The organism is Amycolatopsis sp. CA-230715 (assembly GCF_018736145.1).
GTDB lineage: Bacteria > Actinomycetota > Actinomycetes > Mycobacteriales > Pseudonocardiaceae > Amycolatopsis.
In genome coordinates this window covers 10,032,419-10,051,264 of sequence record NZ_CP059997.1, presented here as the reverse complement: position 1 = coordinate 10,051,264, position 18,846 = coordinate 10,032,419, and the positions used below count along the sequence as shown (strand labels likewise).

31 protein-coding genes are annotated in these 18,846 nt (G+C 65.6%); 26 read left to right on the top strand and 5 right to left on the bottom strand.

Annotated elements, in window-relative coordinates; translation table 11 throughout:
- Positions 1-41 precede the first annotated feature (41 nt).
- Complete coding sequence (locus HUW46_RS46700) at positions 42-860, bottom strand: hypothetical protein (RefSeq protein WP_215545029.1); 819 nt, start codon at positions 858-860, stop codon at positions 42-44.
- 299 nt (positions 861-1,159) lie between these two features.
- Entirely contained in the window at positions 1,160-1,453 is a 294-nt protein-coding gene (locus tag HUW46_RS46695) for a hypothetical protein (RefSeq protein WP_215545028.1), read from the bottom strand.
- Positions 1,454-1,766: 313 nt separating this feature from the next.
- Between HUW46_RS46695 and HUW46_RS46690 the strand changes: the two genes are divergently transcribed.
- Both HUW46_RS46690 and HUW46_RS46685 read left to right on the top strand, forming a co-directional pair.
- Positions 1,767-1,982: a TetR family transcriptional regulator gene (locus HUW46_RS46690; RefSeq protein ID WP_215545027.1), complete on the top strand. Its 216-nt coding sequence runs from the start codon at positions 1,767-1,769 to the stop codon at positions 1,980-1,982.
- Positions 1,951-2,427 (top strand): thioesterase family protein, encoded by a 477-nt coding sequence (locus HUW46_RS46685; protein ID WP_215545026.1) that lies wholly within the window; start codon positions 1,951-1,953, stop codon positions 2,425-2,427. The genes HUW46_RS46690 and HUW46_RS46685 overlap by 32 nt, the downstream gene beginning before the upstream one ends.
- 134 nt (positions 2,428-2,561) lie before the next feature.
- On the opposite strand, the gene HUW46_RS46680 is transcribed toward HUW46_RS46685, so the two are convergent.
- Both HUW46_RS46680 and HUW46_RS46675 read right to left on the bottom strand, forming a co-directional pair.
- Positions 2,562-2,846 carry a hypothetical protein gene (locus HUW46_RS46680; RefSeq protein ID WP_215545025.1) on the bottom strand — a complete coding sequence of 95 codons (285 nt, stop codon included), beginning with the start codon at positions 2,844-2,846 and terminating at the stop codon, positions 2,562-2,564.
- A 408-nt stretch (positions 2,847-3,254) separates the two neighbouring features.
- Positions 3,255-4,055 (bottom strand): hypothetical protein, encoded by an 801-nt coding sequence (locus tag HUW46_RS46675; protein WP_215545024.1) that lies wholly within the window; start codon positions 4,053-4,055, stop codon positions 3,255-3,257.
- A gap of 415 nt (positions 4,056-4,470) precedes the next feature.
- On the opposite strand from HUW46_RS46675, the gene HUW46_RS46670 reads away from it, so the two are divergent.
- From HUW46_RS46670 to HUW46_RS46600, 15 genes are all read left to right on the top strand, one after another.
- Positions 4,471-4,710, top strand: coding sequence for a hypothetical protein (locus HUW46_RS46670; protein WP_215545023.1), 240 nt, complete (start codon positions 4,471-4,473; stop codon positions 4,708-4,710).
- A gap of 120 nt (positions 4,711-4,830) precedes the next feature.
- The gene (locus HUW46_RS46665) at positions 4,831-5,133 is read left to right on the top strand and encodes a hypothetical protein (RefSeq protein WP_215545022.1); all 303 of its coding nucleotides are present in this window, start codon (positions 4,831-4,833) and stop codon (positions 5,131-5,133) included.
- A gap of 290 nt (positions 5,134-5,423) precedes the next feature.
- Entirely contained in the window at positions 5,424-5,741 is a 318-nt protein-coding gene (locus HUW46_RS46660) for a hypothetical protein (RefSeq protein ID WP_215545021.1), read from the top strand.
- A gap of 566 nt (positions 5,742-6,307) precedes the next feature.
- On the top strand, positions 6,308-6,802 hold the full coding sequence (locus HUW46_RS46655; RefSeq protein WP_215545020.1) for a single-stranded DNA-binding protein: 495 nt from the start codon (positions 6,308-6,310) through the stop codon (positions 6,800-6,802).
- Between the two features lie 262 nt (positions 6,803-7,064).
- A complete protein-coding gene (locus tag HUW46_RS46650) occupies positions 7,065-7,631 on the top strand; it encodes a hypothetical protein (protein WP_215545019.1) in 567 nt (188 codons plus the stop codon).
- 108 nt (positions 7,632-7,739) lie between these two features.
- Positions 7,740-8,381: a hypothetical protein gene (locus HUW46_RS46645; RefSeq protein ID WP_215545018.1), complete on the top strand. Its 642-nt coding sequence runs from the start codon at positions 7,740-7,742 to the stop codon at positions 8,379-8,381.
- Positions 8,382-8,690: 309 nt separating this feature from the next.
- Positions 8,691-9,596, top strand: a complete 906-nt coding sequence (locus HUW46_RS46640; RefSeq protein WP_215545017.1) for a hypothetical protein — start codon at positions 8,691-8,693, stop codon at positions 9,594-9,596.
- Between the two features lie 329 nt (positions 9,597-9,925).
- A complete protein-coding gene (locus tag HUW46_RS46635; RefSeq protein WP_215545016.1) occupies positions 9,926-10,609 on the top strand; it encodes a hypothetical protein in 684 nt (227 codons plus the stop codon).
- Between the two features lie 235 nt (positions 10,610-10,844).
- Positions 10,845-11,459, top strand: coding sequence for a hypothetical protein (locus tag HUW46_RS46630; protein WP_215545015.1), 615 nt, complete (start codon positions 10,845-10,847; stop codon positions 11,457-11,459).
- A gap of 156 nt (positions 11,460-11,615) precedes the next feature.
- On the top strand, positions 11,616-12,098 hold the full coding sequence (locus HUW46_RS46625; RefSeq protein WP_215545014.1) for a hypothetical protein: 483 nt from the start codon (positions 11,616-11,618) through the stop codon (positions 12,096-12,098).
- Between the two features lie 218 nt (positions 12,099-12,316).
- The gene (locus HUW46_RS46620) at positions 12,317-12,775 is read left to right on the top strand and encodes a thermonuclease family protein (RefSeq protein ID WP_215545013.1); all 459 of its coding nucleotides are present in this window, start codon (positions 12,317-12,319) and stop codon (positions 12,773-12,775) included.
- A gap of 418 nt (positions 12,776-13,193) precedes the next feature.
- Complete coding sequence (locus HUW46_RS46615; protein WP_215545012.1) at positions 13,194-13,421, top strand: hypothetical protein; 228 nt, start codon at positions 13,194-13,196, stop codon at positions 13,419-13,421.
- Positions 13,422-13,538: 117 nt separating this feature from the next.
- Positions 13,539-13,700 carry a hypothetical protein gene (locus tag HUW46_RS46610; RefSeq protein WP_215545011.1) on the top strand — a complete coding sequence of 54 codons (162 nt, stop codon included), beginning with the start codon at positions 13,539-13,541 and terminating at the stop codon, positions 13,698-13,700.
- Complete coding sequence (locus tag HUW46_RS46605; protein WP_215545010.1) at positions 13,697-14,020, top strand: hypothetical protein; 324 nt, start codon at positions 13,697-13,699, stop codon at positions 14,018-14,020. Before HUW46_RS46610 ends, HUW46_RS46605 begins: the two co-directional genes overlap by 4 nt.
- Complete coding sequence (locus HUW46_RS46600) at positions 14,017-14,307, top strand: hypothetical protein (protein ID WP_215545009.1); 291 nt, start codon at positions 14,017-14,019, stop codon at positions 14,305-14,307. Before HUW46_RS46605 ends, HUW46_RS46600 begins: the two co-directional genes overlap by 4 nt.
- A gap of 73 nt (positions 14,308-14,380) precedes the next feature.
- Here HUW46_RS46600 and HUW46_RS46595 read toward each other — a convergent pair whose 3' ends face one another.
- The gene (locus tag HUW46_RS46595) at positions 14,381-14,671 is read right to left on the bottom strand and encodes a hypothetical protein (RefSeq protein ID WP_215545008.1); all 291 of its coding nucleotides are present in this window, start codon (positions 14,669-14,671) and stop codon (positions 14,381-14,383) included.
- Between the two features lie 228 nt (positions 14,672-14,899).
- On the opposite strand from HUW46_RS46595, the gene HUW46_RS46590 reads away from it, so the two are divergent.
- The 9 genes from HUW46_RS46590 to HUW46_RS46550 all read left to right on the top strand — a co-directional run bounded on the left by HUW46_RS46590 (position 14,900) and on the right by HUW46_RS46550 (position 18,844).
- Complete coding sequence (locus HUW46_RS46590; RefSeq protein ID WP_215545007.1) at positions 14,900-15,352, top strand: hypothetical protein; 453 nt, start codon at positions 14,900-14,902, stop codon at positions 15,350-15,352.
- Between the two features lie 39 nt (positions 15,353-15,391).
- Positions 15,392-15,541: a hypothetical protein gene (locus HUW46_RS46585; protein WP_215545006.1), complete on the top strand. Its 150-nt coding sequence runs from the start codon at positions 15,392-15,394 to the stop codon at positions 15,539-15,541.
- Between the two features lie 52 nt (positions 15,542-15,593).
- Positions 15,594-15,875 (top strand): hypothetical protein, encoded by a 282-nt coding sequence (locus tag HUW46_RS46580; RefSeq protein WP_215545005.1) that lies wholly within the window; start codon positions 15,594-15,596, stop codon positions 15,873-15,875.
- A gap of 73 nt (positions 15,876-15,948) precedes the next feature.
- A complete protein-coding gene (locus HUW46_RS46575; protein WP_215545004.1) occupies positions 15,949-16,299 on the top strand; it encodes a hypothetical protein in 351 nt (116 codons plus the stop codon).
- A gap of 27 nt (positions 16,300-16,326) precedes the next feature.
- Positions 16,327-17,028, top strand: a complete 702-nt coding sequence (locus HUW46_RS46570; protein ID WP_215545003.1) for a hypothetical protein — start codon at positions 16,327-16,329, stop codon at positions 17,026-17,028.
- A gap of 218 nt (positions 17,029-17,246) precedes the next feature.
- On the top strand, positions 17,247-17,849 hold the full coding sequence (locus HUW46_RS46565) for a hypothetical protein (RefSeq protein WP_215545002.1): 603 nt from the start codon (positions 17,247-17,249) through the stop codon (positions 17,847-17,849).
- A 146-nt stretch (positions 17,850-17,995) separates the two neighbouring features.
- Positions 17,996-18,139 carry a hypothetical protein gene (locus tag HUW46_RS46560; RefSeq protein ID WP_215545001.1) on the top strand — a complete coding sequence of 48 codons (144 nt, stop codon included), beginning with the start codon at positions 17,996-17,998 and terminating at the stop codon, positions 18,137-18,139.
- A 134-nt stretch (positions 18,140-18,273) separates the two neighbouring features.
- Positions 18,274-18,552 (top strand): hypothetical protein, encoded by a 279-nt coding sequence (locus tag HUW46_RS46555; RefSeq protein ID WP_215545000.1) that lies wholly within the window; start codon positions 18,274-18,276, stop codon positions 18,550-18,552.
- Between the two features lie 19 nt (positions 18,553-18,571).
- Positions 18,572-18,844 carry a hypothetical protein gene (locus HUW46_RS46550; RefSeq protein ID WP_215544999.1) on the top strand — a complete coding sequence of 91 codons (273 nt, stop codon included), beginning with the start codon at positions 18,572-18,574 and terminating at the stop codon, positions 18,842-18,844.
- Positions 18,845-18,846 lie beyond the last annotated feature (2 nt).

Genomic DNA, 18,846 nt, shown 5'->3' with positions numbered 1-18,846 from the left:
AGGAAGCTGGTCCCCTCTGGTGGGCCGATCCGTGGTCGCGTTCATCGAATCGGTCGTCCTTCCCGTTCCTTCTCGAGACGTGCCTGCCTCGTCGTCTGCTCGCGAGCCCGATCGCGCACGAAGAGCGCGTTGGCGTGCGTGATTGGCGCGTCGCGGATGTTGTGTGAGCCACGCAGGAAGTTCTCCGTGCGGTCGGCGATCGAATAGGCCACCGCCTGCTCGACGACGGCGGCGGTCTGTCGCAGATCCGCGACGTCAGCGCGCAACGCTTCCAGGAGCGCGGTGTGGTCTGTCTCGAGCTTCTCGAGGCCGTGCACGCGTGTGGCGACACTGCCCAGCAGCGGGTCCCGTGATCGGAAGAGAGTGACCGCGCACTCAGTGGACATGTCCACGTCGAGCCGGAGATCTAGATGCGCCACCAGAAACGCGGTGACCAGGCTGGCCTGGCTCAACCGGTCACTGAACTCCCGTGCGGCCGCGTCGGTCACCTCGCGTTCCCGGACCGCGGCGGAACGCAGCTGTTCCCGCAGCGCGTTCACGACAACACCCGGCAGCGCGCGGACAGCGGGCTGGCTCTTCACCCCGACCAGCCGGAAACCGGAGTGGGGAAGAGCTGTTCCGGCGGCCGAGCCAGCGGAGCCGCCTTTGGCCGACATCGCCGCGTTCTGCACGGCGTCCTGGTGGTCGGTGAGTCGCAGCGAGGCCGCGGTCGTGTCGTCGTCCGCCGCGCGTGGCGGAAGTACCGCCGTCGCGGGATCATCGCCGGTCGCGCCCCGCTGCGGGCGGGACCCGCTGTCGGTGACAGCGTCCACCGGTGGGACGCCGTGCGCCTTCTCGCCGGATGGGTCGGTGTCCGCCACGCCATCCGAACCCCCGCGGTCGTGCTGGCTGACCATGTCAGGGAACCCGGTGTCACCCGATGTCGGCGCACGGGCTGACTCGACCCCGTCATCACGGGAGGGCGGGGCACTGAGTATCGACCCCGGAGTGTCGGCGTCAGGAGAACGAGACACCTCACCGGACTCACCCATGCCTGTCTTCTGCGCTGATGTGGTTTTCTCACCGTCACCGCGCTTGTAGGCGGCGAGGAAGGCCGTGTCGACACGCATGCGCTCCTCCGTCGACGGTGCCGTCTCCAGCAGGTCGCTGACAATCCGGGTCACCGGAGCTCACCGTCCTCGTCATCGAGCAGGTAGTTGTCACCGCGGGTGAGCCCGATAAGGGAATCGAAACCCTGGGTGCACACATGGACGAGGTTCGCGAGATTCGTCTCGCAGGCCGCCATCCGATCGGTGAGTTCGTTGACGCGCGCGATCTCCAGCGTCGGCAGGTCGTAGTCAAGGTTCTCCCGCCGGATCTGGTCCGCGACAGCCTCGGCGGCGTACTCGTTAACGGAGGAAAAGCCGCGTTTGTCGGCCCAGTACTCGGCTCGCTGCTTGTCGACTGGCGACATCCTGACGACGACACGCTGACGCCGTTCACCACCCGTCGCTTGCTGCGGTTCCTGTACGGCTGTCACGTCACGCCCCGATGCCGTAGTCGACTGATCTGTCGACACCACTCTAGCCTTATCGACTCACTATGCAATGCCTCTTGAAAAGTCTGTCGAATAGCGCGTAGGGTCGCGGCATCAGCGCCAGTCGCCGCGACCTGCCCGTCGCGATCCCGGGAACCGTCCGGATGCACACGGTGAACCTGGCGCCCGTCATCAGCGAATCCACCCCTGGCCGCCCTAGCGGGCCCCGGTTGGAAAAGGAGCACTCCGCATGCGGGACACCATCGTGCGGGTCGCCCACGATCTGTTCGCCGACCGTGGCGCCAACGTCACGCTCGATGAAATCGCCGCCACCGTGGGAATCACCACTCCGTATCTGCAGACCTACTTCACCTCGATCGACGAGGTACGAGCCGCAACCCGATCGCTGCCATCCGTGTCGAAAGGAGGCGACGATGTCCGCCCCCGCGCTGAACCGGTTGCCTGAACGCGCGAGCGATGCCGCGCGGCTGCTGGGCGCCACGCGCACGGTCCACTACACGGTCGCCGCCGAGGATTCCGTCCAGCGCCTTGCGCACCGGAGCGCGGAATTCGCGCGCAACCCGGACATCCTCGCGTCCGCTCGGCTGATCGAGCTGTGTGAATGGCCCTGTATGGACGCGGTGCGCGACATCATCGCGCCGGACGAGTGCACTCTCGGCGCCTGGCAACGTCAAGACCACCGCGCACCGGTGCTCATCGGCGCGCGCTTGGTCATCACCGCGCGCTGCGTCGTGGCCAACCACCCCTACAGCGAGTGGGAAGTCCGTGTCCACGACGGACATAAGAGCGTCGCCCGGGCCACCCTCGGCTTCATCGTGGTCGACCGGGCGGAATTCGAGCGGCAGCGGATGAATCCCAAGATCAAGGTCCCCGCCAGCTCCAGCGGATGAATCCCAAGATCAAGGTCCCCGCCAGCTCCAGCGGATGTATCGAAAACCGCTGAGATCACGCGTTCCACCGTAATCGCCGCCGGGGTGGAGTGTGCCCACAGGCGAGCCCGGTGGACATTTCCACACAAATGAAGTTACAGATAGAGGAATAGGGAGATAGTTGTGCTCGCAGCATCGAAGTACGCCAAAAGGGCCGCATTGTCGGCACTGGTGGCACCCGTCGCCGTCGCCGCCTTCGCGTCGGGCAGTGTTTCCGCGGCGCACGCGTCGCCGTCCGCGCCGCAGAGCGCGGCACCGCGGGTCACGGCGCAGCACAGCCACGGGGCGACCAGCGCACACCCCGGCGCGGCAGCCACCGCCACGAGCACGGTAGCAGGGCCGTCGGTGTGGGTCTGGGCGAACGGGGTGCGGATCCGCACCGGCCCGGGCGTCGGCTTCCCGGCTGTGGGTGTGGTGAACGCCGGACAGGGGATCGATATCCATTGCAAGGCTGGTGGCACGAATGGAAGCGGGTTCTATCCCCTGTGGGTCCGAGGGCATTTGTGGGGCGGAGGTGAGCAGTACATTTCCTCGAATTTCCTCGCAGGCGCGCTCTGGCTGGGAAGCAAGCCGTGGTGCTGACCCCACCACAGGCCATCCCGCTCCGCCGGTCAGCGACGTCGGCGCGGTACACCCAGTACCGAGTAGTGCCTGCCGCGTCCAGTCGATAGCGATGCGGTGACCAGGAAGCCCCGGTGCGATGAACGCGCCGGGGCTTCCTGCACGACTGTTCCACGATGGACGGACGTCGACGACCGCCGGCACGGTCGGCGGCGCACCGTGGCTGCTCAGGCGCCCGGTTTCACCGTGGCCGTGCAGTCGGTGAGTGCGGTGACGAATCCTTGCGATCGCCAGACCTTCTTGTCCTCATCCGTGGGGAGGTAGTCGGCGACGGATCCGGCGCCGATCGGTGCCCCGCCCGCCAGGAAGCGCAAAGCCTGCTGACTGAAGCCCGCGCCGAGGATGACACCGGCCAGACACTCACCCGCGGCCACGTACGTACGCCTCTGCCGTTCGTCCCGGGCATAGGAGGAGAATATCGACACCACACCCGGGGTGAGCTGGGAAGCCGACGTGATCCCGGTGTCCGCCGCGATTGGGTACTTCGGTGTCAGATCGGGCAGCCTCGGTGCGGGTTTCCCGGCGGGCTCGGCAGGAGCGTAGGCCTGGTCGCGCGCCAGCGGAGCTGCCGCGTCGACGCAACGATCGACGGCGTCTCGCAACGGTGGGGAAAGCAGAAGGTCGGCGTCGGCCGCGTTGATCGTGCGCACGCCCGCGGCCACCGCGCCCTGGTCGTCGCCTCGGGTCGTGACGATGTATCTCTGAGCGTTGACCGACAGGCCCGCCTTCGTCACGGACGAAGCCAGACACGCACCGGCATTCGGACTCGGGGGCTGACTGCTATGAAAGACGAGCCTGGTCAACGCCAATCCCAGCTCGTGCTCACTGACTGGGGGAGCGCTGATCGTCGGGCTGGGCGCCGGCGCCGGTCGCGTGTCGGAGTTGCTGGAGCACGAACTGACCAGCGCACTCGTCGCGGCGAGTGCGCTGATGACCAGCGCGGTCGTCGGTCGCATCGATGTCGTCATGTCCGCGGGATCCCCTGTCTCATCGAGACCGCGCCAGTCGGGCAGCCAGCGCGGCGTGGTGGCGTGTGCGATCCGTCCTATTCCTTGTGGACTCCATCTTATCGAGTAATCGAGTCGATAAGAGCCAGGTAGTGAGTCGGCACCGGTTGTGAAGCGGGAGCGGAGAGGGCCGAGCGCGGCTCGGCTGGTCGAGGTACGCGGCGGTTCCGCCTGGGCTGGGTTGGGGGATCAACGAAGTTGATCCGGAAGGGCTTTCGAGACATCACGTCGGTCCCGGACGCGACGCTCAGAGTAGTGCTGTATCCGGGTGTTCTCGGTGCCGCCAGGCCACGAGATGTCGACGCATCCGAGGCGACCATGGGCGGAACACCCACCAGTGCCGCGCCCTGACCCAACCGCGGGAGGACTTGCCAGCATGACCATCACCGACCATCCCCACAGCTACGAGGCGAGCGCGACGCCTACCGTGGTCCGTACTGCGGTCGCGAGCGATCTCCCGGATCACGAGGCCGCAATCGATCTCGCCGAGCAAGACTGGTGCGAGATGTGCTCACGCGACGAAGACGACGACCCCGGTATGCCCCGAGCCATCGTCAGCCACTCGCCTGGGGTCGCCCTCCTCGAATGCGGTCACACCGTAAGCCGGGTCGCGTGAGCGGTGCACCGCGTCTCGTCCACATCCGTCAGCGGCGTTCCGGGCTAGTTATCCGCGGAGGGCGACCATGCCGCGGCTGACGCACCAGCGGACCCGCCGACACGGTAGGAGGACCTGACCATGACAGATGACACCGCACAGGGATTCATCGCCGACGGACGGCGCCGGCGGTTCATCGTGCCGTTCGCGCACCTGTCCGATGCCCAGCTGGCCGACGAGGTGAACAGGCTCGTGCACCGGGCGCGCGCCGAAGGGCTACCGACCCATTTCGACCGGGAGATCACTCCCGGCATGGCGGCGGCTGGCCTTCGGGTGTGGGCGATCGTCACCGACGATGCCATCCTGTGGAACGATCCGGTGACCTACGAGACGGTCACCGAGGACGTGCCTGGCGCCGTTCCAGTCACCGTCTTCGAGGAATGAGACCGCGACCTTACTTCCGTTCCTCCTGGAAAAGGAGGTCATTTCGGGGTCCTTGCCGGGCCACAGACCGGTCCGGTTACGACCGGTACCGGACCTGGTCCCTGGCAGGTTCACAACCATCCTCGATGCAGCCCAGCAACAAGCCCCGACTGGGCTCTGGGCGTACCCGAGTCGCGCCAGCGCGCCTTGTACTCCGATCTGCTCGTGTGCGACACCCGCGGTCCAACGCGACCACGGTGAACCAGGGAAGCGCACGCCGCCATCCGACGAGAAACGAGAGAGCGAGACCCATGAACCCGTCCGCCGCACCCACCATCAAGCGCGGGGTGACCGTCGACCTCGGCAGGATCGAGCGCACGGGCGTACTCCGCCACGACGACAAGCACAGGTCCCTCGTGCTCCTGACTGACGAGGGATTCGAGCGCTTGTCGGTGAATCTCGACGACTACGGCCTCACACCTCGCCCGGGACACGTGTTCATCAAGGACTTCTCCGAGCACGCGGGCCTCACCGAGCGCCTGGCGCGTCGTGGCCTGGTGAACCCCCGCCGCGCGTACGCCGTCGGGATGTTCGACGTGATCGCCTACGAAGTGGAGGTCACGTTCTGATTCCGCTCAGAGCGACGTTCGTCGAGCACCGTTTTGGTTCGCGCGCCGAGAGGCGCGCGTGAACCGCCCAGACTGTCTATACGGAGCATGCCATGATCGAGTCCCGTGCGGAGATCTGCCCAGATTGCCGGGAAACCCGGGATCGCGACTGGATCGTCCGAAGTATCACTCGAGGGGCACCGATCCCACCCGGGTTCCGTGTACTCAAACGCATCGGGGCCTGGAAGACAATCGCCCGTCCCACCCGTTCCACCACGTTGTGTTTGTGCGATGCGCCGTGATCATGGGGCGAAACGGGAACAGTGCCGTGCCGCGGGACCGTCTCGATCAGCGACGCTGATACTGGACTCGTGAAGCCAGGGGATCAGGGATCAACGAAGTTGATCCGGAAGACTTGCTGAAGGGAACTCGATCAGCACAGCTGATGCGGGTTCGAGATGACGGGTCTCATCTGGTCGCCAGCGATGACCAGGTCACGAACCGGAAGATAATCAGATTCAGCTACTTGCCCATTCGCGCGGAATAGCGACAATCCTCGCGCGTGTCGAATTCACAGGAGAAAACCCATGTCGAACCCGCTCAACCACGGGCACATCACCGGCCGGCTCGCGAAGGACCCGAAGGTCTTCAACAACGATGACGGTTCCAAGAAGGTCTTGTTCACGATCATGGTCGACCGGAACTACAAGAACGGAGCCGGCGAGCGTGAGGCCGATGCCGTTCCCGTCGAGGCTTTCGTTTCCGCGCGGATCGAGGGGGTCGGCCCGTACGGGAACATCCACCGGGGTGATCTGGTGCAGGTAGCGTACGCACTGCGTATGGATCGCTACATGAAAAATGGTGGGACTGTCTACGACCTGAAGGTGAAGTCGGAAGACATCGCCTTCCTCGAGTCGCGGTCGGTGACCCAGACCCGCCTGAGCAACCGCGCGAAGGCCGCGGAGGCGCAGACCAAGGCCTCGGAGGCCGAAGCTCCGGCCGCCACCGTGGAGGAAAGCCCAGTCGCCGACGAGCAGCTGCCGTTCGGCACCCCCAAGCCGCAGCCGGCTGATGTGTCCTGAGACAGCCCCGCCACGCGCGGTGATGGCCGCGGGGAGGGAAGCGTTTCCGATACCTCAGCCCAGGCTGTGAGACATAACTGAATATCGACAACTGAATAGTACGTGGCATACGATCCCCGTTCGAGAGGCTGTTTCACCTCTCGGACGGGGATCTTTCTTCAACCGTGGTTCATCTTCGAACCTGCGGGACACCAGCTACCGGATGTCCACCGCCTGACCTGAGTGGACTGTCCATTTCGGTACGACGCGATGGGAGAAGTCCGTGAACACCGCTGAAAAACGTGTCGCCGCACTCGCGCGACAGTTCGTCCGGTTGGAACGCCTCTACAACGAGAACCGTGATGAGTACCTGCGACGCTTCCACGCTGGCGATGCGGCGCGACTCCACACTCGTCTTGTCGGTCACGTCGGCGGAACTTCCATGGTCGCCGACCTGGTCCTCCGTGAGGCTCGTGACTACTACCGTCAGCGGATTCGCCTGGACTGCGGGCACGTCCACGTCTTCTATGTCTCCTCACGACAGTTGACCGGGAACACGCATCCGTGCGCGTACGACCTGCTGTTCGTGCCGCAGGCGTACTGGGAGACCGGGCCGATGTACTGCAATCGGTGTGACGGCCGTCCCGAACGCACCGTCACTGGTGTCGAGATCGAGAGCCACCGCATGGTCTGCGAGGAGATCATGTTGACCTGCGGTCACACTCTCAAACAAATGCACCGCGCGAGCCAGAGCCCGCTGTCGCTCGATGGCGGGTTCGAACGCCCGTGTACCGGATGCCTCGGCCGCCCCCGTGGGGGCGTCAGCATACGGACGCTCAGCGCGGGCTGAGCGTCGGCACGACGGAAACACGAGGACGATTCGAGGGATCCGACGCGTGACGTTGTCCTGTCACCACGGCGTCGTACCTATTCCGACTACCTCATCACGGGAGTTCGCATGGAGATGTCTCGATTCACGCGTGGCGAACGGTTTGTTGCCGACCTACGTCACACGTTTCGGCTATCGCCGCGGACCCGCTGGTACCAGGGCAACGACGGCCGCGGTGATGCCGTCGTCCCCTATGAAAAATTGACCCACGACGTGCTCTGGGATGAGGTGTGGCGGGCAGCGTGTCCCCCTGGCCTCTACTATGGCGAGGACAGCGATCGCGTCGGGCGAATGAGCGCTGGATTCCACGCGTTTCGCGGTTGGCGGCGCTGCGTTCGCGGGAACCGAGCGGATCCAATGCTGTGTGGTCGGCTCCAGGACCTCACCCCGTGGCAGTTCAGCGCCTATCTCGGCAGGATGGTCGACACCTCCATCATAGACGACGCGGACTTCGACGAGTGGTTTCGCCAGGAGTGCCAGCGTCTTCTTTACGCCAACGAGATCATCACCGACTTCGCCGAGGCCGCGACCGGGGAACCGACACTGGACGAAGGCGATCGAGTCCGCCGCGTCGATGACCACACAGCGCGAATCCCCGGCACCATCCGCTACATCAGTACCCGCGGGGTCGTCGCGGTGCAGTGGGCCAACGGACCCGTGGGCTCGCATACCCCGCGTGATCTCCGTGTGCTGCCGCCCTCGCGGCGGTGAGAGCTCCCGGCAGCGAGATGTCGCGCCCGATCCCGCCGGCGTGGCGACAGACTTCCCCGCAGAGCGGTTCGACTCCGAAGCGCGCCGGTTGATCGCCGGTGCGCGCCCGCGGCCAGCTGCGGGGACCGACCACGGAACAGGTTCGATTCCTGAGCGTCCCGGCTGATCACCGGGGCGCGCTCCTGGAGATCTCCGTGGCACCGGCGTGCACGACACACCCCGGCGCGCCCCACTCCAGCAGCGGCCTGGCGGGGTGTGTCGTGGCTGTCGCCGACCGAATACCAACAGTGGAATGAAGGAAGAGCCTCGATGACCACCCCAACCCCAGAGAACCGCTTCGCGGACCTTGACCACGCCGCTGACCACACCGCTGACGTGCTGCCGCCGGTCATCGCGGAAGTCATTGAAGACCAGTTGCGCGATCCCAGGATGCGGGGCACCAACGACCTGCGTTGCCTGACGTTGATGGCAGCCGAGATCAACACCCTCCTGGCCGCCGCACGGGCAGCCGGTAACAGCGACACCCGGCCACCGCGCGAACTGCTCGGCCGCTGGGTCCGGCAGGTCTGGGAGGAGTGGGCCCGCGAGCAGGCGAACGCGAAGCCGTCCTGGCTGACACCGTGGGAAAACCTCGATGACGGGCAACGCGAAGTCGACATGCGCATCGGCGACATGCTCTTCGAGATGGGACGCCGCTACGTGATCCTCGCGCGCCACTGCCAAGCCGACGACAGCGGCGCCGATGACCCTGAACTCGGCTGGGCGGTGACCGTCGAGATCCCTGGTCGCGTGTCTGCGGAGTTGAAGGAATCGCTTCTCAACGGCATCGCGGACGTCGTGGACTCGTGGCAGCCACAGGGTCGCGACTGGGACGCCATGGTGTCCGGTGCCCCGGCCGACCACACGGCCGATGCCGCACTGGAGCGGGCGAACGCCGAGCTGGCCGGTCTCCGCGAGCAAGTGCAACGGTGGAGGGACGCCACCGGTCGTGCGACCGCGACAGCGTTCCAGGCTGCTGCGGCACGCGACGAGGCCCGCGCCGCAGGGGAACGGCTGCGTGCTGTCTTGCCGGCCGACGGGCTCGAGGAAGCGCCGGGCGACCCCCGGCCGGTGGCGACGTCCGTGCCCTGCGGGAACCCGAACCAGTACTGCGGCCGCCTGGGCGGGGCGGCGCGCTGCGGCGGCTGCACCGACGACGAGGGAGACGGGCGGTGACCCCTCCACCGAACCCAGCGCACTGGACCACGCGGCCGGCTTCCGCGGCGCGATTGGGTTCGGACTGGTCGAGAGATCAGCGCAGCTGATCCGGATGCGGCGTTGACATCAATCCTCGCGGCCTCGGGAGACAGTCATGTCGTGCATCACCTGCCCCAACGACGGCGCAACGATGGAGTCCGACGCCTATGGCGTGTACTCCCGGAGAAACCTTACCTACACGTGTTCCGAGTGCGGTTACCACGAGCACCGCTGAGCGACACGGGTCGCCCACGATTCGGCAGTGCTGCCGCATCGCCATCTCTCGAGAACTGAAGGGTGCTTCTGTTATGGACACTGTCGAGCGAGACCTGCTCGCAGGTGTACTGGTGGATCGAATCGGGGAGCGCGGTGCGGAGGACGTCCTCGTCGCACTCGATGAGGCGGCTCTGGACGAGGAACACACCAGCGATGACGCCGCGTCCAGCAGTGACCTGCCGTTGTTGTCCAGCACAGTCGATAAACTCACCGATGGAGACGTGTTCTCGCTAGACGACGGCGCGACGTGGCATACCTGTGCGCTGACCGGATTCGGCACCGTGTCGGTCTACACTGGACTCCGCCGCGACGAGGAGGCACCTACCCGGCGTATTCCCGCGCATTCGCACCAGCGCTGTCTCGTGCGTATGAACTGGACGCGGCTCTATGATTTCTCCAGCCGGTGTTACGCCCGTATCGACTGTCCGGACTGCAAGGGCGAGGGGCTGATCCAGGTCCCCATCACCGAGATCAACCAGTCCGACACCGACAACTACCGCTGTGTCCGACAGGCCACCGCGGTGCCACGACGGTCTTGCCACGTCTTGGTTCAGGAAACCAGTGTGCAGTGGGCTGATGTCCGAGCTCGCGCCGTCAACGAGGCGTACATCGCGGCGGAAGAAGCCGTGCAGACTGGCGGCGGCTACGCCGAGACGTTCACCGCTCGTGACGCTATCGAGGTGTGGATCGAGCCCACCCACACCGCGCAGCGGTGATCCAGCGGCCGCCGCGGACACTGAATTATCCGACGGCAGCGACGAACTCGACATGTCCGGTATTGAGCGCGTGGTCTCATCACAACTCGGAGCGTATCTCGTCCCGTCGACCACGCCACAGGTACAGGGGAGTGAGGAAGCCCCGGTGTGTCTTCAAGAACAGTGAAAGGGAAACCTTGTCATGACCTCCACTACGAGGCCTGATGAACCACAGGACACCACCCCTAGCGAGCGAGTGCGGCGCATCACGAAATACGACCGGATCGCGCTCGACCCGATCCACGTCGCCGCCGCCCTCGCGGGCAGGTGGACCCTGGGCCGTGGTCGCGCTTCTGGTGACGTAGCGGATCTCCTGTGCCTGGACACCGGAATTCGAATCGGTTTCCGTGCGTGGGATCGACGTGCGTGGGGTTATCACCTGATCCCCGGGGAGATACCGCGGCCGCTCTGGGGGATGTTCGTGTGGAAACACGATCAGGGTTTCGCGGTCGGGACGCCGGCAGTCGAGGTCGCCACATACATCGACGACACCCTCATCCCGCGCTACCACCAGGCTCTCGCGGACGCCGAGACCGCCAAACGGGAGCGCGACGACGCCCTCGCACGCTCACGTGCCGCCCGCGACCACCTCGCCGAACAGTTGGAACACGGGTTCCCGGCGCAATCCGACCACGACCGATTACGACCGAAACGTGTTCGGATCGACTACGTGGTGCTCAAAGACTTCATGCGTATTCAACTCACCCTGCCAGTCGAGGAAGCGATCGCCCGCGCACCCGCCCTCGCACGTGCTCTCGGCGCATCGGTCGACGACACTGCCGCGTCGTCCCACCCGGACGACGCCGGATGACGGAGCAAGATCGGCGAACGCCACGGTGAACCTCGGCGCCGACATCTCGCCGGCCGCGCGGCTCGCGAGCAGCACAGGACACGACCGCGTTGGTGGCGATGGCGAACCGGCCCCTCCTCGAACCCGTTGGGACAGTCCAGAAAGAACACGACAATCATGACGACGTTCACACCCGTACCCCGCGATCTCTACCGGCAAGCCGAACCGGAGGCGGGGGAGATCCTGCCTGCCCTCACGGGACGGTTCACACGGGACCGTCCCGTGGAGGTATTCGCTCCGGACTGGGACTACCTGCTCACCGGTCGGGCGTCGACCGTCGCGGTAGTGGCGGCCCTGCACTGTGGCGAGCACGACCCGCCTGACCACGCGTGGCCCGAGGTGATGCGTCTGTACTGCCCGACAGCGTGGCAGATGCTCGCCGATGCCGACATCACCTTTGAGCAGTGGTATGTCGGCGATTGCGAAGCGGTACTGCGCAACCGGATCGCGGCCGCCGCCAACACGGAGCTTGGCGACTATGCCGTGTTCGTGATGGTGGATGTGCCGGCCATGGTGGCCGAGATCATCGGTACGTTGGGCGCCGTCCCCACCTTCACTGATCCGGGCCGCCGCTCCGTCCGACACCAGGACAACCAGTGAGCCGCGGGCGACGACGTCGCGATGGGACGGCTTGGTCCGCGATCGTGGCGGCTGTCATTCTCGGCGTTAGCGTGCTGGCAGGGTGTCACAGGAGCCAGCCGGTGGCGCCCGGGCCACCCGGGACTCCCGCGCCCAGCTCGACCGCGTCGAGCCAAGCCGGCGCGCGGTCCACACACAATGCGAAGGAAGGCCGGCCCACCGTCATCGAAACGGCGGTCGTGCGCGTCATCGACGGCGACACCGTCGCGGTCACACCCGTCGACGGCGCTCTTGACCCCAGCGACGGCAATCCCCAGGAGCACGTCGTCCGGTTACTGGGCCTCGACGCGCCCGAGATGAACCGCGGCAAAGACCTCGCTCCGGAGTGCGGCGCGCGGACAGCCACCTACCACCTGGGTGGGATCCTGCCGCGGGGCCTGCCTGTCGTGCTCGAGTACGACGCCCACACGGAGCACACCGATCGCTACGGCCGGTCGCTGGCGTACATCGCCGCCCCGGGCTACCAGGACGCCGGCTTGCGGCAGATCACCGACGGCTACGCCACGCCCTGGTACCCCGCAGGCAAACCCGAACCCGAGCGGATGCGTGTGTACCGCCTTGCGGCCGATACCGCGGTGCGTCAGCACGCCGGGGCGCACTCGCAGTGCGCGACCGTGGGCCGCGGTCGAGGTTCGTGACCTCGGGGCATGGATCACCGGGACGCGCTGAGCGGCTGCAGGTTCAGCGCTGCCCTCCTCTGTGGAGGGCGCCGTGTGCGGTCCAGAGGGAAATCACCGCGAACATCAAACTCCCCGACCCCACCGTTCTCCCGCTCCGCCTACTCCTGGCCGCGCGGGACGAGATCCAATAGCGACTCATCAACCAAGGCGTGATCGAGTTCGGCACTGACGCCAGAGGAGAACCCGAAATGCACGAGGAAGAGCGGGGTTACGTTGTGACCCTGTCAACCCAATCGTACGACGTTTCCGGGTTGCGCAAGATGGCTCGCAACGAGGCGTTCGAGGTCGCCAAATTCGCTGAATGGCGTGGCTTTCATCCGCGTGTACTGAATACTGCGGAGACAGCCCCGAATGGGAATTTTCCGGAGGAGTCCCGATGACCGACCTTCCCACCCGCCTCGTCCAGGCCGCCACAACCGCCGCCCACAAATCCGCCTACCCCAACCGCCCCTCACCCACGGATACGGATGGCGAGTGGGGCGACATCGGCCGCGCCGCCACGGTCGCCGTCCTCCGGGAACTCGCCGAAGTGAACGACCTCGAACGCCTGTGCCTGAAGCCCGGCGCTTTGACCCGCCTCGCCGACCAGATCGAGGAGTCCTGACATGACCCCCGCCGAAGAAGCCGAACTGCTCGCCTCCGTCCCCGACTTCCGCAACCTTGACGACGACGAGTGGAACCGTGCCGTGGTTGTGATGCGTGGCCAGATCGAGGAGACCTCGTGAAGCGCCCCCGCATCGGCGGTGACGAACAAGACGCCTTCTCCCGCCACTGGCGACATCTTCTGCACTGGCGCCCGGGAGAGCGGAAGGCGCTGAAGAAACAGGCCAACAAGCGCGACCGGAAGGCCGCGAAGCGCAGCATCGAAGAGGAGTCCCGATGACCCAGCCGAAACCCGGAGACCGAATCAGCGCCGAATACCGAGGCGAACGAGTCGAAGGAACCCTGATCCGGTCCCGAGGAAGTGTCACAGGCATCCAGCTTCCGGATGACCAGCGCGTCGCGGTGCCCACGGAAACAGTACTTCCGTTGGGGCTTACTGAGTACGAGCAGGCCGCCGAACGGGTCCGCGCCTACCTCGACGAGCGCGAGTGGCATCACGCGGGCCAAGACGTGATCCACGTGTTCGGGCTCGGCGACGACAGGATGCGCCTTCTTGCGTCGGATCTCCGCATCCTCGCCGGACCGGGCGGTGACCGATGAGCACAGAAGACCTCGGGATCGAAATCACCGACCGTGGATTCAGGCGCATGCGCCCCGTTAAGGGCGACTACGGCGCCGAAACCGCAAGGGTCTACGAGTCCTCCGACGCGATGGCTCCTCACGTCTGGCTGCACGTGTCCGGCCGCCTGAACGACGGGTCCGGAAAGGACAGCACGATCGCCGTTCACCTGCCGTTGGTTGAGGCCGAGCTTCTCGGACGGCAGTTGGCGTACCTTGCGCGCGAGCACTACCAGGTGTCGGACTTCGGCGTGGGCGGTGACCGATGACCACCCCGAAACCCGGCGACCGCGTGTCCGCGATCCGTCGCCAGGACGGATCGCGGATTACCGGCGTGCTGCGCTACGACGACGGCGAACCGCTGGTGTGGGACGGCGAGCCCGGCCCGCACGGCGGCAGCGTCTGGTACGGCGTCCTGCCCGACACGATCCAGCACGAGGACCCCGCGCCCACCCCGGTGGCCGGTGCCCGTTGCTGCATCGGCCCGTTGGCCGACGGCCGCCACGCGCTCAACTGCTCGCAGCGCTGCCAGGACTGCAAAGGCGATCCGGACGGCCCGGCGGCGTGCCGTTGCCGAGAGGTCGCCCCGGCGGCCGGTGACAGCCCGCGTGCCGTCGAGTCGTGCCACCTCACCGAGGACACCACCGACGACGAAGCTCAAGAGATCGCGGAATGGTGCGGCGGCTCCTACATGCTCGACGGTAGCGGCACGATCGACGTACCGACCCCGGAAGGTGTGGTGACCGTGGACAGCGGCACCGTCATCACGCGGATGTCCGATGGCACCTTCCGCACCCGCGCTATGCCCTCAAACCCGGTGGCGGCCGGTGACACGACACCGACGACGACCTCATCGAGCGCATGGCGAAAGCGATCTGGCTGGAGAACGCCCGCCAGCACTTCGACGAGGACGAGGCCAACTGGGACGCGGTCTTCGACAGCTACAAGGACGACTGCCGCAAGGACGCCCGCGCCGTGCTCGCCGTGGTCGCCCCCGAGATGGCCCGCCTCCGTGCCGAGAACGAGCGACTCGACAGGCTCATCAATGCTGCGATCAAGAGCGGCGCGATCGCCAAATCGAAAAATGGACGTGCGTTCGTAGAGACAGCCCGCGCCGAACGCGAGCGCGACGAGGCCCGCGCCCAACTTTCCCGGGCGGTCGTGGTCCCCGACGACTGGCGAACCCAGGTTCGTCACCGCCTGCTTGCCGACGAGCAAGACATTGTCAGTATCACTGAGTGGCTCGAAGACCTGCCCACCGCCTCCGAGGTCGCCGCCGCGGGCCGGGAGAGCCAGGAGATGGAGAGACCGTGACCCGACCGACCATCCTGGATCTCTTTTGCTTCACCGGCGGTGCGGTTGTGGGCTACCGCCGGGCTGGTCTCGACGTGGTGGGCGTGGACATCGATCCGCAGCCCCAAGTACCCGTTCCAGTTCGTACCGGCCGACGCCATCGAGTACGGGGCTGCGTACGGCTGCCTGTTCGACGATCAGCAGAGCTGATCCGGGCGGCGTGGCGACGGATTCTTCTCTTCGGCGGAAAGGCGTAGCCGTGATGTCCACAACTCAGGGCTGGAGCGAGCTGAACAAGGACGGCGTCCACGGGGTGATCATCGAGATCGACGCGGTCGGAGTCGAACGGGTTCTCCACAAGGTGTGGCGACGCCGCGATGTCGACGATGCTCATTGGGAGCGTCTAATCCAGATCGTCGGTGTCGACGGCGCCCTGGGAACCAGCGTGGTGCTTGCCTGGCAGGACGACAGCGACGTCTGGCACCCGTTAGTTGACATCGAGCCAGGAAAGCTCGCCGAACTGCTTGATCCGGAGGCGCTGTGACACGACATCGCTGGTCGGTCGCGGGACCGGACAGTGATGTCCCGCCTGAGAGCATCCACTGGAAAGAAGTGCCATGGAGACACTCGACGAACACATCGCGCGCCGGCACGCCGAGAGCGTCGCGCGCGGCGAGCACGACGACCAGTGTGAAGTCCTTGCCACGCTGGGATTCTATCTGTGTCACTGTTCGAAACGGCGTCGCGAAGCCCGTGGGTACACCGAGCCGCCCGGTGACCTGGATTTTCCTCCGCCGGTCTGCCCTCGTTGCCTCGTCGCGGTCGACCACGATGGAGACGGCTGGGAATGCCGCGTCTGTGACGTGACGTGGGATTCCGACGGCACTGGTGCCTCATTCTGCGACGACTACGGCGATCTCGGCGCGGCACTGTCCGCGCATCGTCATGCCGTCGATCCGCTAACCTAATTCACCTTCACGCACTAGGAGCGTTCTATGTACCTGTCAATCGCGCGACGCTGTGAGAAACGTCGAACGTGGGGCTTTGTCGCTCCAGACACCGTTGACGCGCTCGGTGAGAAGATGGTCGGAATCATCGCTGAGCGACGGATGACGAAAATGCATCGGTATCTCGGCGAGCGGGCTGGAAGGCCAACACTCTACGCCGGGTTGCGGGTATGGACCGGTGGCGTCTTCCCAGGGGTGACCATACGGCCGCGTCAGTCGGCTTCCGTCGCACTCGCGAGCCACCAGCGTCCGATCGAGGGCGTCAGCTTCAGGATCGGGCGTGACGCGCTGACCGAAGACCAGCTCGCGCAGCGGTACCACCGGTCCGGGCAGCAGGGGCTCGACGAGCGCAGGGATATCACCATGGTGGAGTTGACCGGGTCGCCGGGAGCTCCGAGCGGCGACGACTCCGTACGTATCGAGTACTGGAATGAGAACGGTGTCGGGCAAGAAACGATTATCGCCTTTGATGACAGCGACCCGATACAGGAGATCGCCTTCGACGTCGGAGATGACAAGGACCACACCAGCTACTTCGTCAACGAGTTCTGCACCGTCCACAGTCGTCACTTCGAAGATCCCGACCACGTGTTCCTGCCACGGCAGTGTGTGTTTCGGACCGCGACACTAGCCGAAAGCCTGACCCGGTTGGCGCACGTCGCGAATTCACGTGGCAGCGGCCACTCGTGACCGCGCTTCTGGCTGTGCAGGTCGCCATTCCACATCACGGATCCGTGTCTGAGAAACGGTACCGCGAGAAAAACAGAACGACCTGGTGGTGATTCGGCAGGTCGCAGTCACGCGGCGACGATGACTTTTCTTGGTGGCCACGGGAGTCCGCGACGAGCGGACTCGAAGGTTCACCGCAAAGTCGGCTCTTAAGAACCGGTCCCCGAGAAGGAGTATTGATGTCCTACAACGACTACACGATCCGCAAGCGCGGTGTTGAGATACGCCTCGACGCCACCGCATCACGTCCCCCCGGATGGCGCAAGGCATGGACAATGGAGGCTGGCATCTTTCGGGCCGATGGGGTGACCGAGAAAGCCGCGGCTGGTGCTCTCGCCGAATGTGTGCGCGTGTTCCTCACACACTACGAATCCCCACGACTGCTGATGTTTCGAGACCACACCGCCATCGTGGAACTCGATCTGGGCGGAGACATTGACTCGTTGCGCTGGTGTCGTCGCATCGTCACCCCTGGCGGCCGGGTGAGGATGACGGGATTCGATGCCGCTAGCTGGGCTGAGGCAGAGGCGGACACCCGGCACAGCCTCGTTCACCAATCCACGGACTGGCACAACGACACCAGCGTCCACGAGGCGGCCGCCTACCTCGACAGCAGCCCCCGTACCCGCGACCTGTTCGGTCCGGACGAACTGTACCGCTATGCCGCCTGGCAGCGCGCCGCGCAGGCGGCGATGAAGGCCGGTCGCGACAACTGGCACGAGTGGGCCTCCAGTCACGCTTCGGAGTTCGCGGTTTCCCGGCCCACCGACGCTACTTACTGAACGGGCAAAGAAGGGCTCATTCGAAATGGGACGATCTCTCGAGAATTGTCGCAGTCAGCATGTCGTCTCATGAGGTTGGTCTTGCGGCGGCGAACAGTGGGTGCCGTAAGTACCACGGACGTGCGTACCACGAGCGGGTTGGCGACATGATGAACCTGCTCATCCACGTGACCGCGGAATACGTCGCAGCCGCACAGGTGCGCATCGAGGTGGACATCAAGCTCGGGCGGGACACGCCGGATGTGATGCGGGAGATCGCCGCGCTGACTCCGTCGGTCGTCTCCCAATGATGCAGCAGCGTCCGGTGCGCGGTCATTGTGCTCACCTCGCTGGGGATCGTGGCGGTCTGGTCCGGGTGGATCAGCACAGCTGATCCGGAGGTGGCCAGGCACACCCGCATCGCATCATTACCAGGGAGCGAACCGTGCCTACCACTACAGCGAAATCCGGCTATACCCGTCGCGTCGCGAAGGTGGTCACCCGGGTCCTCGTCACGAGCTTGATCATCCTCAATGTGCTGTTCCTGATCCCGACGGCCGTGTTCAGTGTCATGACGGGCCTGTACACCGCGCTCCTCGTCGGGATCGGCCTCAGCACCCTGTGCTGGGTGATCGGCCGGGTGGTGCTGCGCGTCGTGGTGGCCGCCGTGCGCAGCCGCCACGACGAGATGGCTCACGTCCACGCACACGACGAGGCTGACTGATCGGCAGGGAGGTCCATTCATGACCAACACGACCAACGTCGGGTACCTCGCGGGGATCCGTTGTCCTCGCTGCCTCGAGAACGAGCGGTTTGGGGTCCAGATCACCAGCAACGTCACCTTCTGCGATGACGGAGCTGACGTCATGGGGCGCCAGCCCACTGATGATGTCTTCCCGGATCACCCGATCGATGAGCAGGCTGGTTTTCGAGACGAGGATCCGATCGTGTGTAGGAACAGGTCCGGCTTGTGCCGTCACGTCGGCACTGTCGCCGAGTTCCGGCTTGGATGGTGAAC

Coding starts and splice junctions, on each gene's coding strand:
- HUW46_RS46560 (WP_215545001.1), top strand. CDS start 17,996: ATGATGAACCTGCTCATCCACGTGACCGCGGAATACGTCGCAGCCGCA.
- HUW46_RS46635 (WP_215545016.1), top strand. CDS start 9,926: ATGGACACTGTCGAGCGAGACCTGCTCGCAGGTGTACTGGTGGATCGA.
- HUW46_RS46645 (WP_215545018.1), top strand. CDS start 7,740: ATGGAGATGTCTCGATTCACGCGTGGCGAACGGTTTGTTGCCGACCTA.
- HUW46_RS46575 (WP_215545004.1), top strand. CDS start 15,949: ATGGAGACACTCGACGAACACATCGCGCGCCGGCACGCCGAGAGCGTC.
- HUW46_RS46615 (WP_215545012.1), top strand. CDS start 13,194: ATGACCGACCTTCCCACCCGCCTCGTCCAGGCCGCCACAACCGCCGCC.
- HUW46_RS46570 (WP_215545003.1), top strand. CDS start 16,327: ATGTACCTGTCAATCGCGCGACGCTGTGAGAAACGTCGAACGTGGGGC.
- HUW46_RS46690 (WP_215545027.1), top strand. CDS start 1,767: ATGCGGGACACCATCGTGCGGGTCGCCCACGATCTGTTCGCCGACCGT.
- HUW46_RS46550 (WP_215544999.1), top strand. CDS start 18,572: ATGACCAACACGACCAACGTCGGGTACCTCGCGGGGATCCGTTGTCCT.
- HUW46_RS46695 (WP_215545028.1), bottom strand. CDS start 1,453: ATGTCGCCAGTCGACAAGCAGCGAGCCGAGTACTGGGCCGACAAACGC.
- HUW46_RS46665 (WP_215545022.1), top strand. CDS start 4,831: ATGACAGATGACACCGCACAGGGATTCATCGCCGACGGACGGCGCCGG.
- HUW46_RS46625 (WP_215545014.1), top strand. CDS start 11,616: ATGACGACGTTCACACCCGTACCCCGCGATCTCTACCGGCAAGCCGAA.
- HUW46_RS46670 (WP_215545023.1), top strand. CDS start 4,471: ATGACCATCACCGACCATCCCCACAGCTACGAGGCGAGCGCGACGCCT.
- HUW46_RS46580 (WP_215545005.1), top strand. CDS start 15,594: ATGTCCACAACTCAGGGCTGGAGCGAGCTGAACAAGGACGGCGTCCAC.
- HUW46_RS46600 (WP_215545009.1), top strand. CDS start 14,017: ATGAGCACAGAAGACCTCGGGATCGAAATCACCGACCGTGGATTCAGG.
- HUW46_RS46685 (WP_215545026.1), top strand. CDS start 1,951: ATGTCCGCCCCCGCGCTGAACCGGTTGCCTGAACGCGCGAGCGATGCC.
- HUW46_RS46565 (WP_215545002.1), top strand. CDS start 17,247: ATGTCCTACAACGACTACACGATCCGCAAGCGCGGTGTTGAGATACGC.
- HUW46_RS46660 (WP_215545021.1), top strand. CDS start 5,424: ATGAACCCGTCCGCCGCACCCACCATCAAGCGCGGGGTGACCGTCGAC.
- HUW46_RS46655 (WP_215545020.1), top strand. CDS start 6,308: ATGTCGAACCCGCTCAACCACGGGCACATCACCGGCCGGCTCGCGAAG.
- HUW46_RS46675 (WP_215545024.1), bottom strand. CDS start 4,055: ATGACGACATCGATGCGACCGACGACCGCGCTGGTCATCAGCGCACTC.
- HUW46_RS46640 (WP_215545017.1), top strand. CDS start 8,691: ATGACCACCCCAACCCCAGAGAACCGCTTCGCGGACCTTGACCACGCC.
- HUW46_RS46605 (WP_215545010.1), top strand. CDS start 13,697: ATGACCCAGCCGAAACCCGGAGACCGAATCAGCGCCGAATACCGAGGC.
- HUW46_RS46590 (WP_215545007.1), top strand. CDS start 14,900: ATGGCGAAAGCGATCTGGCTGGAGAACGCCCGCCAGCACTTCGACGAG.